Raw genomic sequence first — 15330 nt, forward strand, 5'->3', positions numbered from 1 at the left:
CTATAGGTGGTCAGTTCAATGCCAACTAGTTGTCAGCGCCGACTCTTCACAGAAGGAGTGACATCGTTCGAACAATGGAGCCGCCGATTTTCATCTCATATTCCACGGCGGATGAACTATTCGCCGAGGAGCTCCACTCCAAGCTGAGGTCGGAAGGTTTCGAGGTTTTCCTCTACGCCCTCGACGTGCTCCCGGGGCAGTCCCGGATCGGCCGCATCGACGAGGCGCTCGCGGCCGCCGGCATCGGCATCGTGGTGTGCAGCGGCACCAACAGGAACGACCTCCGGGTCACCGAGGAGTACGCCGCGCTCGCCACCAAGGCGCTCGAGGGCCGGCTGCACAGGCTGATCCCGGTGCTGCGCGACGCCCAGGCGGTGTTGCCACCCGTTCTGAACAGTTGGCGCGCATACGACTTCGCCGCCGCCGTGGACCAGGCCAGTTTCGACGCTCTCACCAGCGGCCTCATCGCCGAGCTCAGATCCGGACGACCGGGGCGCAGTGGTGACGTCTCGCTGTTGGTGCCCGCCGACCACGCTCGCACCGCGAGCGGCCCGTTGTGGACGACGATCCAGGTCAGGCCTTTCTCGACGACGTTGACGACCGACACCGCGGAGGTGTCCGCGGCGCACCGGGGGCTCACGGAACGAGTGCGGCACGAGCAGTGGGAGCTGAAGCGGGCCCGGTCCGCCTCCGGCCGAATCCTGCGAGACGGCCCCGTTCGGGCAGCCGCCGAACGCGATCTCGACACCGCCACGCGCTCGTTCGGTCGCACGCTCGCCTCCGCCTTCCTGCCAGGCACAGTGGCCGCGGCTCTCACTGACCGGCTCGGCGAGTCCACCCGGTCCGGCAGACCCGCGCACGTCGCGTTCGACGTCGCGCCAGAACTCGCCGACCTGCCGTGGGAGAGCCTCGTCCTCGACGGCAGCCCGCTCGCGTTGCGCGCGGGAGTGGCTGTCTACCGCCACCTCCCCGGCCTCGGCCCGACCGCACGAACCGACGTGCCGGGACCGTTGCGGGTGCTGGCGGTGATCGCGAGCCCGGACACCGGCGGCGGTGAGCTGCTCGACCACGAGTACGAGCTGGCCAGGATCCTCGACCAGGTGCATGGCGCCCGACGGCGGCAGGCCCACGTGCGCATCCTCAACTGGGGCTCGGTCGACGCCATCAAGGAGGCCCTCAAAGAGGACTTCCACGTCCTGCACATCTCCTGCCACGCCCGGCCCGGCGCACTGGTGCTGGAGACGGTCGACGGCCGCGCCCACGAACTCACGACCAGGGAATTCATCGACCAGCTGATCGTCGCGGGCCGGGTGGTGCCGTTCGTCGTGCTCGCCGGCTGCGGCACAGCGCAGTCCGCCGACGAGATGCCAGGACTGGCACAGGGCCTGATCGAGCACGGGGTGCCCGCCGTGCTCGCGATGACAGCGTCGGTCAGTGACGACTACGCCACCGAGTTCCTCGCCCGCGTGTACGGCGAACTGGCGAGCCAGGAGGCACCCGAACCGCTTGCGGCGGTGGCGGAGGTGCGCAGACAGGTCGACGCGGAGCGGCGGTTCACCGAATGGGCCACGCCGGCGTTGTTCCAGCGGGTCCGGCAGCACCGACTGTTCGAACCCGGTCATACCGGCCCTGTCGACGGTCTGAGCCGCGAGGTGCTGGCCAAGGGCATCACCGACCTCGGCATCGGCGACTTCGTCGGGCGCCGCGCCGAACTGCGCCAACTGCTGCGCAGACTCACGCTGCTGCGCGGGGTGCTCGTGCACGGCATGGGCGGCGTCGGCAAAAGCACGCTCGCGGCGGCGCTGGTGCACCTGCTCGGGGAGTCGCGCGCGATCGTCCCCGTCGCGGTGCACGGCAGGTGCGAACCGAACCAGGTGCTCAAAAGCCTCGCCAAGGCGCTGCGCTGGCGCGGGGTGCGGCGCGAGGACCTGGAGTTCCTGCTCGACCAATCAGAGCCGTGGCGCGACCGGCTCGACGAATTGGACGAGTACGTGCTGCCGCGGCTCGGCGCCGAGGTCGTGCTGCTGCTCGACGACCCCGTCGGTGACCCGCTCGACCAGGGCGAGCAGAACGACGGCCTGCCTGAACTGGTGCCCGCCTGGCTCGGCCTGCGCACACCGGCCCGGTTGATCATGACCACCCGTGTCCCGTTCAGCCAGGAGCCGGACGGCCTGGCGACCCACCACCTCGGCCCGTTGTCGCTCGCGGAGACCAGGAAGCTGATCTACCGGCTGCCCGCGCTCGACAGGCTGCCCCCGGACGACGTACGACGCGCCCACCAGGCGGTCGGCGGCCATCCGCGAGCGCTGGAGTACCTCGACGCGGTGCTGCGCGGCGGCAGGCGGGACACCTCGGCACGGGGCTCCGGCGCGCACTTCGACACGGTCGTGCGCCGCATTGAGAGGCTGACCGACAAGGCCACGTGGTGGCGCGAGGACGGCAGGGACCTCGACACCGCGATAGCCGCGACCGTGGCGATCGCGGCCTCCGACGTGCTGCTGGAGGATCTGTTCACGGGTCTGGCCGAGGCGGCACCCGCCACGGCCCGGCTCCTCGTCGCGGCTTCGGTCTACCGGCAGCCGGTCGATGCCCAGGGAATCGCCTGGGTCGTCGCGTCCGACCCGAGCCCCAGCCCGGCCGCGCGGGCCCGGTTGACCGCCGCGTATGCGCGACTGACTGAGGCCGAACGGCACGGAACCGCCCGTTCACGTGCGGAGCTCCCGCTGCCCCACAGCCTTCACGCGCAGCTCAACACCGATCTGGCCGCGTTGCTGCCCGCCGAACGCGCCGAGCTGACCGAGGCGTGTGCCGAGCTCGCGAGACTCACCCTGCTGACGCCGTCCGGCGACGGCTTCATGGTCCACCGCTGGACCGCCGACGCGCTCGCCGGACTGGCAGGGCCGAGCGAGCTCACCGCGGCCCACCGAAGGGCGGCGGAGTACCACCGCTGGCGGGCGGGGCTGTGGCGGTCCGACCTGTTCATCAGCCTCTTCGCGATGGAGGAGGCTCGGCACCACAGCTGGGCCGCGGGCATGACGGGCCAGGCGATGGCCATCAGCGCGGAGATGTGCGCGGTACTCGACCGCATCGGCGCGCTCGACTGGGAGTGGCACCTGTGCACCGAGACGCTCGCCCTGGTCGGAGACGAAGATCCGCGGGCACGGTCGTTCCACCACCGGTTGTCGGTGGTGGCGCTGCGCCGCGGCGACTTCAGCCGGGCCAAGGCCACCCAACTGCGAGCCCAACAGCTCGCGCGGGCGGCCGGTGACCTGGTCGCGGTGGCGGCCGGGCTGCAGCAACTCGGCACGATTGCGCACCTCGGCGACGACGCGGCGACCGCGGAGGATGCCTATCGCGAGGCGATCAAGGTCGCCGGTGACGCGGCGATCGCCGAGCGGCTCGACGCGCGGATCGTGCTGGCGGGCTGTTACCAGCGTCTCGGCGGACTTGCGCTCGCGCGCAGCGACGAGGAGGAGGCCGGCTTCTTCAGCGTTGGTGCGCTGGAGGTGGCCGGGGAGATCGGCGAGGAGACCGACTCCGTCACAATCCACTCCGATCTCGCCGTACTCGCCCGCGCGTGCGGCGACCACGCCGCGGCCGAACAGCACGAACTGCACGCCCAGGAGGTCTCCGCCGCCGGAGTCGACGTGCGACGCGTGATCGCGGCGGCGTTGCTGCAGCTCGGGGCGGTGTGCGTCGTGCGAAAGCTGTTCGACCAGGCGGAGGACCACCTCGCCGCCGCGAGCGAGCACGCGGAGGCGGTCAGGGACGTCGGGCTGCACGCCGTCTGCGTCCAGTTGCAGGGCGAGGCGTTGCTGCAGCTGGGCAGGCTGAGCGAGGCGCGCGAGACCTACGAGTACTTCATCGAGCTGGCGGAGAGCCTCGACGACCGTCGCGGCCAGGCCGTCGCCCACCAGCAACTCGGCCGCATCTGGGCGGCGCGGGGCGATCTCGCCTCGGCACGTGAGTCGTTGCGGCGGTCGGTCGCGATGGACCCGTTGCTGGCCGGCACAGCTCAGCTGGTGCTCGGCGGTGTGCTCGCGAGTGCGGGGCAGCTGGAGGAGGCTGCGACGGTGCTGGAGAGCGGTCTCGCCGCCAGCGCCGACCTGCTCGCGATGGGATTCGTGATCCAGCTGGCGCTGGTCCGCCTCCGGCTGGAGGACATCGCCGGTGCCGAAGCCTTGTTCCGGCGCGGTATCGACCGAGCGCTGGCGCTCAACAGCCGCCGTGGCGGAGCCGTGTGCATGCTGGCCCTGGGGCTCATCGCCCGGTCCCGCCACGATCCCCGAAAAGCCGTGAGCTGGTACAACGAGGCGGTCACGGTCGCCGAGGACGATCCCCGGCTGGTGTCCGAGGGCCTCATCCGCAAGGCGGACCTGCTGTTCGAGCAGGGGGACGCGGCCGGGGCCATGGAGCTCTACGACGAGTGCGCGGAGGTCGTCGCCGACGTGGGCGTCCCCGACCTGCACGCGGAACTGCTCCGCCAGACCGGCAGATGCCTGGCGAGCCTGGGGGCGACCACTGCGGCCGTCCAGGCGCTGGCCACGGCGGAGGAGATCTTCGGCGAACGCGGCCGCTACCCCGACGTGCTGACCACGCTCGTGTCCCTGAGCTGGGTGCTGTCGGCCAGTGGCCGGCCGTCGGCGTCCGCGGTGATGCGCGGCACCGGCTGGATCGCCGAGGACGTGCCACCGTCCGCGTCCGCGGTGGTCGGTCTGCTGCTGGCGGGCGACGGAGCCTGCGCGGAGGACGACCTCGACTCCGCGTGGAACCGCTACCACGACGCCCGTCGGCTGGCGATCGACACCGGCGCGCACTCCCTGCTCGCCGACTGCAGGCTGCACCTGGCGCTGGTCACCGCGCACCAGGGCAAGGAGCAGGAGGCGCTGAACGAGTTCGCCGCGGCGCTCGCGGTCAGCGAACGGCAGAAGGACCACCTGATGACCATGCACGTTCGGTGGATGTGGGGCGCCACCCTGGGCGACCGCCGCCAACTGGCCGAGGCCGCCGTCCTGGCCGAGGAGCTCCGGGTGCCGGCCACGTTCGCCGCCGCTCAGGCGTTGCTGAGCGGCGATCCGTCCCTCGTCCCCGCGGCGAACGCCGAGTTCACGGAGCTGTTGTGGCTGCGCCGCCGCCGCGCGTCCGACGGCGAGATCTCCTCCGGTGACCGGCTGGTGGCCCGTGTAGGGCCGTCGATCGACGACGTGGTGCGCGAACTGGCACCGCTGCCGTCCGGGGTGTCGAGCGTGCCCGCGGTCGTGACGCCGTCGGTCTGAGCGGTCAGGACAGGCGCGCGACGGCGTCCTTCGCGGCCGCCATCTGCTGCCTGGTGAGGTCTCCGATCTTGATCTCGGTGACCGCGGTCTTGTTCGTGCGCAGGTCCTGGGCGGTGACGTGTAGCATCCCGTTCTCGTCCATCCGGAAGGTGACGTTCACGGGCGAGTTCTTCGGCAACGGCGGAAGCCTGTCGATCAGGGCCTCGCCGATGCGCTTGTTGTGCTCGGGCTGGTCGGAGGCGATCGCGCCGGCCTGCTCCCAGATCTGGATCAGGATGGCGCGCTGGTCGTGCCCCGACGTGCGGAACTGCTCGGTCTCCTGCGCGGGCAGCGGGGTGTTGGCCTCCAGCAGGTGCGCCACCAGGAACCGGTCGTCGTCGTCCGGGTGAGCGGGGTCGACGACAGCCACCCCGAACGCCCTTGGCGTCACGATCGTGACCTTGCGTGAGGCAGCCGCCGCCACAGCGGCGCTGGAGACGCCGAGCTGCTGGGTGTCGCTCCCGGCCAGCTTCAGCGACTCGGCCAGGGCGAACAGGGCCGCGCCCTTCGCCACGGCGAGATCCGGCTCGTGCATCTTCGGCGAGAACCCGAAGCGGGAGCGCAACGCCTCCCCGACCGCACGCATCCTCGTCGAGCCTCCGACCAGGAGGACCTCGTCGAACCGCGTCACGCCGCGCCGCGCCGCCAGCGCCAGGGTGCGCTCGGTGATGTCCATGGTGCGTTCCAGCAGCTCGGCCGTGACCTGCTCGAAGTCGAGCCTGCTGATCTCGAGCATCGCCTTGCGGCCCTCGAACTGGACGAGTTGCCGCCTGCTCTGCCTGGTGCTCAGCACCTTCTTCAGGTCCTCCGCAACCAGTCCGACGTCCTGCAGGAAACCCTCGCTCTCGGTCGCGCGGGAGTCGGGGTGCTCGGCCATGAACCGCTCGCAGAGCAGTCCGGCCAGCTTGTCGTCCCAGTCTGCGCCACCCAGTTCGTGGTCGCCGTCGGTGCAGACCACCGTCACGTCGTCACCCGCCAGCTTGATCACCGTGGTGTCGAAGGTGCCACCACCGAGGTCGTAGACCAGCACTGTTCGGTTGACCCCGCTGTTGAGCACGCCGTAGTACAACGCCGCCGCGACAGGCTCTGGCACCACGTTGACGACGGTGAGCCCGGCAATCTCGCCGGCAGCCCTGGTCGCCTCGCGCTCGGCCACGCCGAAGTACGCCGGCACGGTGATGACGACGTCCTGGACCGTCTCACCGGCGCCGTCTGCCGACTTGGCCAACTCCTTCAGGATGAGCGCGGAAATGCTTTCGGGCGTGTAGTCGACGCCGTGGAAGTCGAGCGACAGGTCCGGCTTGCCCATGTCGCGCTTGATGAGCGAGACGACGAGTTCCGGATCGCTCAACGCGGCGTTCTTCGCGTCCTTGCCCACCACCACGTTGTAAGCGGTTTCGAAGAACACCACAGAGGGCGTCGACTCGTCACCGGTGGCGTTCCTGATGATGTGAGGCTTTCCCGCCTCGTCGATTCGTGCGATGCAGGAATATGTTGTTCCGAGGTCGATGCCGTAGACAGTCATCCACACCCCAAGTCTCGTGAAGGCCGACTATTCTGCCACCAGAGGCGCACGCGGCGGGAACTATTCGGCAACTGGGTGGAATACATGCTCTGGGATTTCTTCGTGTCCAGTTCCGAATCCGATCGGGACTGGGCGGAGTGGGTGGCGTTCCACCTCGAGCGGACAGGTCACCACGTTCGGGTCGAGGTGCGCGACCGCGCTCCCGGACACAACCGGGTTCACCGGCTCGACGAGGCGGTGAGGTCGTCCCGGCGCACCTTGGTCGTGCTGTCCCCCACCTATCTGGCGGACGAGGCCCTCGCGACCGAGTGGCACTCCGCCTGGGAGGCGGATCCCGCCGGAGTCCGCCGCAAGCTGGTCCCGGTCCGCGTCGCGGAATGCCGACCGGAGGGACTGCTGAGGGATCTTCGCTGCATCGACCTCGTCGGACTGGACAAGCGGCTCGCGGTGGCGCGACTGCTCGACGGGCTCGACGGCACACGGTCGCGTGAGGGCCGGCCTCGGCTGTTCCCGGACTGATCACCCTCCCGGGAACGGCGGTTCCTCGGTCGGTTTCGGGCGTTCCACTTCAATCCCCCTGAGCAGCCGCCGCTTCGCCTCGTCCCGGTTGGTTCCGACCAGGTCGATGTAGACGATGGCCGCCAGCAGACCAGGCGGCCTGCACTCCTTGACCCGCACCGGGATCAGGGTGCGCTCCACCCCGACGGGGTCCCGCACGTACGCGGCGGCCCACTCCGACAGCGGGTAGGGCCGGTCCGCGTAGGTCGGGCTCAGGACAGCGATGGTGCGCGTCGCCGCCGCGCCCAGCTGCATCTGCCGCACGACGTTGTGTCCCGGCAGCATGTCCTGCTCCTGGAAGACCACGGTGTGGCCCTCCAGTTCCAGTACGCCCGCGATCCAGCGCGCCCAGTCGATTTCGTGCTTGGCGAACGACACGAAGAAGTCTGCTGCCACGTCGTCCTCTGTTCCGGACTCACCCTGCTCTGCCACACGGCACAGTAGGACTCGGGCTGTCCGCCAGAGCGGTGGTGACAACGAACTGGCCATGATCTGGCAGCCGTTCGGGGTACTGCCGTACCTCCTCGCCCACGGCGCCTCCGCGGTATCGATCGGTTGAATCCACAACAGCCGTACTGCGCCGAGGCCGATCTCGTGTGCGCATCACCGAACACACGGAGGGCTCAGTGACCACCATCGAACAGCACGACGCCGTCGAGGCGTTGCTGCACAGCACGCTGGCCGCGCACAAGTCGATGTTCCTCGCCACGGCGGGCGCCGACGGGTCGTGGGTCAGCGGCGTCTACTTCGCCGAGGACGGGCCGAACGCGCTCGTGCTCGTGCTGGAGGAGCGCGGGCGGACGCTCAAGGCGATCAAGGAGAACCCCGAGGTCGCGCTCGTCGTGTCGACCGGGTCGCCGATGGAGCCGTTCCTGCAGGCGCGCGGCACGGCCGTGGTCGTCGAGGGTGCCGAGGACGAGGCTGCCCGGCAGCGCCTCGTGGCCAAGGTGCCCGAGGTCGGGCCGTTCCTGGCCACGCCGATCCGCACGGTCAGGATCGACGTGCCGCGGTGGCGGGTCACGGACATCCCCAACGGCTGGCTGCCCGGCAAGGAGTTCTGAGGGCGGGCGCCCTGCGGGATCGTGCGGGGCGCCGCACACTGGTGCCTCCGCCCTGGAGGCACCCGATGGCCACGCTGCCCCAGCTCTCCCCCGGCGTCTTCCTCACCGACGGCGGCGCCGAGACCACGCTGATCTTCGACGACGGCATCGACCTGCCGGACTTCGCGGCGTTCCCGCTGCTCGACGACCCCGACGGACGGGCGGCGCTCACGCGGTACTTCGAGCGGTACGCGGGCATCGCCGAGCGTGACGGCGTCGGGATCGTGCTCGAGACCGTCACGTGGCGGGCGAACCCCGACTGGGCGAGAAGACGCGGGTACGACGGGACAAGACTCCACGAGGCCAACCGCAAGGCCGTCGAGCTGCTCGAAGACATCAGACGCCGGTTCGCCACGACGGTCGTCATCAGCGGGTGCATCGGGCCGCGCGGCGACGGCTACCGCGTGGACGACGTCATGACTCGCGAGGAAGCGTGCTCCTACCACGCGCCGCAGGTCCGGACGTTCGCCGACACCAACGCCGACCTGGTCACCGCCATGACGCTGACCACCAGCCAGGAGGCCACCGGCATCGTCGACGCCGCGAGGCAGGCCGGCACACCGGTCGTCATCTCGTTCACCGTGGAGACCGACGGCAGGCTGCCGTCCGGCCAGACGCTCGGAGCGGCGATCGAGGCCGTCGACCGCGACACTGACGCCTACCCGGCCTACTACATGGTCAACTGCGCGCACCCCACCCACTACGCGCCGGCGCTCGAACCCGGAGCGCCCTGGACCGGTCGGATCAGGGGGATGCGGGCCAACGCGTCGACGCTCAGCCACGCCGAGCTCGACGAGGCCGAGACGCTCGACCGGGGTGATCCCGAGGCGCTGGCCGCCGGCTACGTCCGGATCCGGGAGCAGTTCCCGCAGATCACCGTGCTGGGCGGCTGTTGCGGGACGGACCACCGGCACGTCGACGCGATCAGCCGGGCGGTCAGTGGTTGAGGTCGGTCCGCAACGCCGCGGCGCCGCGCAGGTAGACGTGCTTCACCGACGACCGCGGCAGGTCCGTCTCCACGTGCGCGAGCAGTCGGACCACGCGCGGCATCGAGCCGGGCACGGCGATCTCGGTCGCGGACAACAGCGGCACATCGGACAAACCCGCCTGGCGCGCGGCGTAGGCCGGGAACTCCGACACCAGGTCCGGCGTGGCCGTGAGGACCACGCTGATCAGGTCGTCCGTCGTGAGGCCGTTGCGGGACATGACCTCCCGCACCAGCTCGGCCGTCGCCTCCAGCAGCAGGTCGCGCGAGTCCGCGTCGATCTGCGTGGCTCCCCTGATCGCTCGCACCGCCATGACACCGACCCTAGCGCGTCCTCAGTGGACGTCACCGCCGACGACGATGTTCGGGTACCGCACGGTGAGGCCGAGCAGGTTCACCACGTAGGCCGCCCAGCCGCCGCCGAGCAGCACGAGCCGCCGTTCCCGCAGCGACTCCGCCGTCTCGATCAGCACGTGCAGGCCGCTCGACCCGATGAACGTCAGGTCGGTGAAGTCGACGACCACATCGCCCTCCCCCGACGCGCAGGCCAGCTCCAGCTCCGACCGGAGCAGGTCGCTGGTGTTCAGGTCGACCTCTCCGACGAGCGCCAGCGACGCGCCCCGACGACGCACCTCCAGCAAGCGTGGTCCGGATTTCATCTCTGGCGCCTCATGAGTCGGGGGTGCAGCGGGTCCTGCACCGCCATGAGACGACATGCGCCCCACCTTCGCCAGTGCCAGAGGGCTCTCCCAGGTCCCACCCACGACCGGAGCCAAACGAACCTCCCCTAAGGCGTCAGGTCGGCCAGCAGCAGCCCGCTGCGCGGCTTGGGCGTGAAATACGTGCTCTTGCGTGGCATCTTGGTGCCCGCCAGCACTTCCGCCAGCGGCACCGGCGCGATGAGCAGCACCGCCTCTGCCTCCACCGACGGGTCGACGACCGGCCGCACGCACGGGCTCTCCGGGTCGAGCCCGAGCGCGGAGTCCAGCAGCACCGACTCCACGACGGCGTGGTCGATCCCCTGCCCCGCGGGCAGTTCGACGCGCAGCACCTCGTCGGCGCACCGCACCACGACCACGCCCGGTTCCGGATCCACCACGTACGGCAGCGAGGTCACCGTCAGCCCGACGCGCTCCCACGCCGCCACCAGGTCGGCCGCGCCCAAGCCGGTGCCGACGATCGCGCGGTGGATCGGCCCGACCCGCAAGCCCGGCCCCGAGGTGATCAACGCCAGCAGCCCGGACAGCCCTGCCGACCGCGCCGCCGCGACCCGGTGGTTGCCGTCCGCCACGAGCAACGGGTGCGCGCCCGCCGCGTCCAGAAACGCGTCCTGCAGCTCTCCCGGCCCGACCAGCCACACCCAGTGACGGCGCCCGCCCGAGTCCACGACGGACGCGGCCGGCTCGTCGGTCATCCCGAGCACGAGCGACGTCAGGCCGTCGTGCGGGGTGACCGGCACCAGCATCGCCGCGCTCGTCGCGATGCCCAGCGTCGCGAGCACCTGACCGCGTTCGGCGACCACGTCCGGATAGACGTCCTCGGTGTGAGAGATGGCGTCGGGGTCGACGAGGCACAACAGCCCGCACGCCGTCCCGTCCGGTCCATCCACCCGATACGGCGCCACGACGTCGTTGACCTCGCGATACGCCCGTCTGATCAGCGCCGAGAGCTCGGCGCGGGCGTGCGGCAACGCGTCCAGCAGCCCGGTGCCCGCGGCCAGCGCGGCGGGCGTGCGGTGGGGGTGCTGCACGGCCAGCAACGTGCCGTGCGGGGCTCTCGCGAGCGCGCCGATCACCTGACCGGGTTCGGCGAACTCGTCGACGTCGGGTCCCGGCACCCGGTCGCGTACCACCCACCCATGTCGCACAGGGCGTACTCGCGGAAACATCCCCGTATCATGATCTGTGTGAACGTAGAGATCACGCCCCTGCCGGGAATCGGCACGCGCCAGGACTTCATGATCCGCGCCGGACGCCGCGTCGGCGTGATCACCTACCGGGACGGCAAGTTCGAGCTCATCGTCTCGAAGGCCAACGACCCCGACTCCTGCTCGGCGTCGATACCCCTCTCCCCGGAGGAGGCGAACACGCTCGCGGGCCTGCTCGGCGCGCCGCAGCTCGTCGCCCACCTGCGCGAGGAGCACCGCGACATCGAGGGCATCACGACCCGCCAGCTGCCGGTCACCGCGTTCGCGAACCGCACGCTCGGCGAGACCGCCCTGCGCACGAGGACCAGTGTGTCCATCGTGGCCGTGGTGCGCGCGGGCAACGCCCACCCGTCGCCCGGCCCCGACTTCCTGTTCGAGAACGGCGACCTCGCGGTCGTCGTCGGCACCGCGGAGGGCCTCGACGCCGCCGCCGAGATCCTCCACGGCGGTTAAGCACAGTGCACGAGACGACCATCGCCATCATCCAGCTCGGCGCGGTGTTCTTCGGTCTGGGACTCCTCGGCCGCGTCGCTCGGAGGATGGGCATCTCGCCGATCCCTCTCTACCTCGTCGGCGGTCTCTGCTTCGGCGTGGGCGGGTTCGTCCCGTTGCACGGCATCGACGAGTTCACGCACCTCGCCAGCGAGATCGGCGTCGTGCTGCTGTTGTTGTTACTCGGTCTCGAGTACTCCGCGGCCGAGCTCACCACCGGCCTGAAGCGCTCGTGGATGGCGGGCGTGCTCGACCTGGTGCTGAACGCGGCTCCGGGCGCGATCGCGGCGTTGCTGCTCGGCTGGGGTCCCGTCGGCGCGCTCGCGATGGCGGGCGTCACCTACATCTCGTCGTCCGGCATCGTCGCGAAGGTGCTCGGCGACCTCGGCCGGCTGGGCAACCGCGAGACGCCGGTCGTGCTGTCCGTGCTCGTGTTCGAGGACCTGGCGATGGCCGTGTACCTGCCGGTGCTCACGGCCGTGCTGTCCGGTGTCAGCTTCCTCGGCGGGCTCACGTCGGTCGGCATCTCGTTGCTCGCGATCACCGTGGTGCTGGTGGTGGCGTTGAGGTACGGGCGGTTCATCTCGGCCATTGTGGACAGTCCGGACCACGAGGTGTTCCTGCTGAAGCTGCTCGGCTCGGCGTTGCTCGTCGCCGGTGTCGCGTCGCAGCTGCAGGTGTCGGCGGCGGTCGGCGCGTTCCTGCTCGGCATCGCGATCTCCGGCTCGACGGCGGAGAACGCGACGCGCCTGCTGGAGCCGCTGCGGGACCTGTTCGCCGCGATGTTCTTCGTCGTCTTCGGCCTCAACACGGACCCGCGCACGATTCCACCCGTCCTCGGAATCGCGGTGGCGCTGGCGGTCGTCACGACGGCCACGAAGATCGTCACCGGGTGGTGGGCGGCACGACGGCAGGGCATCGGCAAGATGGGACGCATGCGCGCGGGTGTGGCGCTGGTGGCACGCGGGGAGTTCTCCATCGTGATCGCCGGTCTGGCCGTCGCGTCTGGTCAGGTGGACGACGAGCTGGCGGCGCTCGCCACCGCGTACGTGCTGCTGATGGCGATCCTCGGGCCCATCGCGGCCAAGTACGTTGAGCCAATCGGTGAATTCTTTCAACGCAGACGGCAGATGGCCTGAAACAACCGCCTCCGCGTGACGACTCTCTAGTGAGAGCAAGACGGAGAGTAGGGGCGAAACGTCATGACCGAACCCGCGGAAGTGGAGACCACAGGCCGTTTCCTGGTGCTGCTGCAGGAGGACGCCGTCGACGAGGGGGTGGCCGAGCTCGGCGCGATCGCCGGGTTCGACCCGAACAGCGGTGACCTGGACGTGGACACCGTGCAGGTGTTCCCGGAGCTCGGCGTCGCGGTGGTGTCCGCCGACCCGAACCTGCTGGCCGAGCTGAACGGCGCCGCCGAGCGCCCCGGCCCGGTGCAGATCGTCGAACCGGAACGCGTCGTGCACGCGTTCGCGGCACCGGCGGAGGAGGAGGTCGAACCGGCCGCCGACGAGTCGGTGCTGACCTGGGGCCTGCAGGCCGTCGGCGCGGACGTCAGCACGGCCACCGGCAAGGGCGTCAAGGTCGCGGTGCTGGACACCGGCTGGGAGCAGAACCACCCGGACTTCGCCGGCCGCACGATCACCACGAAGTCGTTCATCACCGGCGAGGACGTGCAGGACGGCCACGGCCACGGCACGCACTGCATCGGCACGTCCTGCGGCCCGCGCAAGCCGGCCACGCTGCCCGGCTACGGCATCGCGTACGAGGCCGAGATCTTCGCGGGCAAGGTCCTGTCGAACGCGGGCTCCGGCGCCGACGGAGGCATCCTCGCGGGCATCGACTGGGCCGTCGCCAACGGCTGCGCGGTGATCTCGATGTCGCTGGGCGCCGACGTCCCGGCGAACACGCCGTACTCGCAGATCTACGAGACCGTCGCCCAGCGCGCGCTGGCCAAGGGCACGCTGATCATCGCGGCGGCCGGCAACGCCTCGACCCGCCCGGCCCGCGTGGCGCCGGTGGGCCACCCCGCGCGCTGCCCCAGCATCATCGCGGTGGCGGCGGTCGACGTGAACAGGGCCATCGCCTCGTTCTCGTCGGGCACGGTGGACAAGATCGGCCAGGTCGACCTGGCAGGCCCCGGCGTGGACGTCTACTCGTCGTTCAAGCTGCCGGACAAGTACAAGCGCCTGCGCGGCACGTCGATGGCGACCCCGCACGTGTCGGGCGTGGCCGCCCTGATCGCGGAGAGGACCGGCGCGAGGGGCTACGAGCTGTGGGCCCGCCTGTCCTCGACGGCCCTGCGGCTGCCACTGCCGTCCACCGACATCGGCGGCGGGCTAGTCCAGGCGCCATGACCACCCCGGTGGACCAGGTGATGGTCTCCGTGACGGAGGGCAGCCTCCCGAAGGTCCTCGACGACCTGAGGGAGGCGGGCCTGGTGGTCGACACGGTCCTGGAGGCGCTGGGCGTCATCACCGGAACAGTGGAGGTCAAGGCGATCCCGGCACTCCAGGCGGTACCCGGCGTGCTCGACGTCGAACGGCAGTGGCGCGTGCAGCTCCCGCCGTACTGACTAGGCTCTGCGTCGACCCCATTCACGTCTGATCGAACACGTGTTCTAGACTGTGCGCGGGGTCACGTCGTTGCGCAGAGAGGAAACCTGATCGTGTCGGACACGCTCACCGAGGTGCAGGAAGCAGAGGAGACCGTCGTGGAGGAGACTCCCGCGCCGGCCACCGCAGCTCCCAAGGCCGAGGCTCCCAAGCCGGCAGAGTCGCCGAAGCCTGTCGAGGCACCCACCGCCGCCGAGGCTCCGAAGCCGGAGAAGCCGAAGGCGGGCCGCCCGAAGAGCACGGCGAAGAAGACCCGGACCGTCGAGCTCACGCTCACGGTGACGGGCACCGCCGAGGGCGAGTGGCAGGCCGACCTGGTCCACGGCACGCAGCGCGTGGTGTCGGGCCTGGTCATCCCGGCCATCGCCGTGGCCAAGGCGGCGAAGGAGCTGCACGAGGACATCGCCCAGGGCATCGAGTCGGTCCTGGAAGCGGCCCGCGACCAGCACCGCACCCGCATGGAGGAGCTGGAGGCCGAGCTGGCCAAGGTGAAGGCCCAGCTGGCTGAGCTCTCCGAGTAAGACCGCACGAAAGGGCGGCCCGTGCAGGAGCGGGCCGCCCTTTCGCGTGTCCAGGCTGACGCAAGGGTCCCCTTGAGTTTCGGCTCCCCCGCGACCCAACGTACAGACGGGGTCTGACACTCCGGCGAGGCCGAACGGCGAGCTTTGGCGAGCACACGACGGCAGGCACGCGAAGCCGAAGCCGAAGGCGAGCCGACCGCGAAGCCGAAGGCGAGCCAAGCGATGGCGAAGCCGAGCAGTGAAAGCTTGAAACAGAAGGTTCCGGTGGGGTGGTCCCGTCACGAGCCGTGGC

The 15330-nt window shown here is 70.4% G+C and carries 14 protein-coding genes; 9 read left to right on the forward strand and 5 right to left on the reverse strand.

Annotated features, from left to right (window positions below; genetic code table 11):
• The first annotated feature begins 74 nt into the window (after positions 1 to 74).
• Positions 75 to 5276 carry a CHAT domain-containing protein gene (locus ACFWV3_RS17555; RefSeq protein WP_382412315.1) on the forward strand — a complete coding sequence of 1734 codons (5202 nt, stop codon included), beginning with the start codon at positions 75 to 77 and terminating at the stop codon, positions 5274 to 5276.
• A 4-nt stretch (positions 5277 to 5280) separates the two neighbouring features.
• Here the strand turns inward: ACFWV3_RS17555 and ACFWV3_RS17560 are convergent, their stop codons facing one another.
• The gene (locus ACFWV3_RS17560; RefSeq protein WP_382412316.1) at positions 5281 to 6840 is read right to left on the reverse strand and encodes an Hsp70 family protein; all 1560 of its coding nucleotides are present in this window, start codon (positions 6838 to 6840) and stop codon (positions 5281 to 5283) included.
• A 102-nt stretch (positions 6841 to 6942) separates the two neighbouring features.
• Here ACFWV3_RS17560 and ACFWV3_RS17565 point away from each other — a divergent pair, with 102 nt between their 5' ends.
• Complete coding sequence (locus ACFWV3_RS17565) at positions 6943 to 7359, forward strand: toll/interleukin-1 receptor domain-containing protein (protein ID WP_382412317.1); 417 nt, start codon at positions 6943 to 6945, stop codon at positions 7357 to 7359.
• Here the strand turns inward: ACFWV3_RS17565 and ACFWV3_RS17570 are convergent, their stop codons facing one another.
• A complete protein-coding gene (locus ACFWV3_RS17570) occupies positions 7360 to 7794 on the reverse strand; it encodes a toll/interleukin-1 receptor domain-containing protein (RefSeq protein WP_382412318.1) in 435 nt (144 codons plus the stop codon). It lies immediately after the preceding gene.
• 230 nt (positions 7795 to 8024) lie between these two features.
• Between ACFWV3_RS17570 and ACFWV3_RS17575 the strand changes: the two genes are divergently transcribed.
• On the forward strand, positions 8025 to 8459 hold the full coding sequence (locus tag ACFWV3_RS17575; RefSeq protein ID WP_382412319.1) for a pyridoxamine 5'-phosphate oxidase family protein: 435 nt from the start codon (positions 8025 to 8027) through the stop codon (positions 8457 to 8459).
• A 65-nt stretch (positions 8460 to 8524) separates the two neighbouring features.
• On the forward strand, positions 8525 to 9445 hold the full coding sequence (locus ACFWV3_RS17580) for a homocysteine S-methyltransferase family protein (protein ID WP_382412320.1): 921 nt from the start codon (positions 8525 to 8527) through the stop codon (positions 9443 to 9445).
• Here the strand turns inward: ACFWV3_RS17580 and aroH are convergent.
• From aroH to ACFWV3_RS17595, 3 genes are all read right to left on the reverse strand, one after another.
• A complete protein-coding gene (gene aroH / locus ACFWV3_RS17585) occupies positions 9435 to 9797 on the reverse strand; it encodes a chorismate mutase (RefSeq protein ID WP_382412321.1) in 363 nt (120 codons plus the stop codon). The two genes, ACFWV3_RS17580 and aroH, sit on opposite strands and share 11 nt — an antisense overlap.
• 21 nt (positions 9798 to 9818) lie before the next feature.
• Positions 9819 to 10115 carry an STAS domain-containing protein gene (locus ACFWV3_RS17590; RefSeq protein WP_382412322.1) on the reverse strand — a complete coding sequence of 99 codons (297 nt, stop codon included), beginning with the start codon at positions 10113 to 10115 and terminating at the stop codon, positions 9819 to 9821.
• A 155-nt stretch (positions 10116 to 10270) separates the two neighbouring features.
• The gene (locus ACFWV3_RS17595) at positions 10271 to 11371 is read right to left on the reverse strand and encodes a DUF1015 family protein (RefSeq protein ID WP_382412323.1); all 1101 of its coding nucleotides are present in this window, start codon (positions 11369 to 11371) and stop codon (positions 10271 to 10273) included.
• Positions 11372 to 11389: 18 nt separating this feature from the next.
• Here ACFWV3_RS17595 and ACFWV3_RS17600 point away from each other — a divergent pair, with 18 nt between their 5' ends.
• The 5 genes from ACFWV3_RS17600 (at position 11390) to ACFWV3_RS17620 (ending at position 15038) form a co-directional block, all read left to right on the forward strand.
• Positions 11390 to 11863 carry a TrkA C-terminal domain-containing protein gene (locus ACFWV3_RS17600; RefSeq protein WP_330853007.1) on the forward strand — a complete coding sequence of 158 codons (474 nt, stop codon included), beginning with the start codon at positions 11390 to 11392 and terminating at the stop codon, positions 11861 to 11863.
• A gap of 5 nt (positions 11864 to 11868) precedes the next feature.
• On the forward strand, positions 11869 to 13041 hold the full coding sequence (locus ACFWV3_RS17605) for a cation:proton antiporter (RefSeq protein ID WP_382412324.1): 1173 nt from the start codon (positions 11869 to 11871) through the stop codon (positions 13039 to 13041).
• A 63-nt stretch (positions 13042 to 13104) separates the two neighbouring features.
• Positions 13105 to 14259, forward strand: coding sequence for a S8 family serine peptidase (locus tag ACFWV3_RS17610; RefSeq protein ID WP_382412325.1), 1155 nt, complete (start codon positions 13105 to 13107; stop codon positions 14257 to 14259).
• On the forward strand, positions 14256 to 14477 hold the full coding sequence (locus ACFWV3_RS17615; RefSeq protein ID WP_382412327.1) for a hypothetical protein: 222 nt from the start codon (positions 14256 to 14258) through the stop codon (positions 14475 to 14477). The genes ACFWV3_RS17610 and ACFWV3_RS17615 overlap by 4 nt, the downstream gene beginning before the upstream one ends.
• Positions 14478 to 14570: 93 nt before the next feature.
• On the forward strand, positions 14571 to 15038 hold the full coding sequence (locus ACFWV3_RS17620; RefSeq protein ID WP_382412328.1) for a DUF6319 family protein: 468 nt from the start codon (positions 14571 to 14573) through the stop codon (positions 15036 to 15038).
• The last annotated feature ends 292 nt before the right edge of the window (positions 15039 to 15330 follow it).

Origin of the sequence: Lentzea sp. NPDC059081 (genome assembly GCF_042738015.1) — a bacterium.
GTDB lineage: Bacteria > Actinomycetota > Actinomycetes > Mycobacteriales > Pseudonocardiaceae > Lentzea.

Bases quoted from the DNA above. Each gene is read 5' to 3' on its own strand.
- ACFWV3_RS17555 (WP_382412315.1), top strand. From the start codon at position 75: ATGGAGCCGCCGATTTTCATCTCATATTCCACGGCGGATGAACTATTC.
- ACFWV3_RS17560 (WP_382412316.1), bottom strand. From the start codon at position 6,840: ATGACTGTCTACGGCATCGACCTCGGAACAACATATTCCTGCATCGCA.
- ACFWV3_RS17580 (WP_382412320.1), top strand. From the start codon at position 8,525: ATGGCCACGCTGCCCCAGCTCTCCCCCGGCGTCTTCCTCACCGACGGC.
- aroH (WP_382412321.1), bottom strand. From the start codon at position 9,797: ATGGCGGTGCGAGCGATCAGGGGAGCCACGCAGATCGACGCGGACTCG.
- ACFWV3_RS17595 (WP_382412323.1), bottom strand. From the start codon at position 11,371: ATGTTTCCGCGAGTACGCCCTGTGCGACATGGGTGGGTGGTACGCGAC.
- ACFWV3_RS17610 (WP_382412325.1), top strand. From the start codon at position 13,105: ATGACCGAACCCGCGGAAGTGGAGACCACAGGCCGTTTCCTGGTGCTG.
- ACFWV3_RS17615 (WP_382412327.1), top strand. From the start codon at position 14,256: ATGACCACCCCGGTGGACCAGGTGATGGTCTCCGTGACGGAGGGCAGC.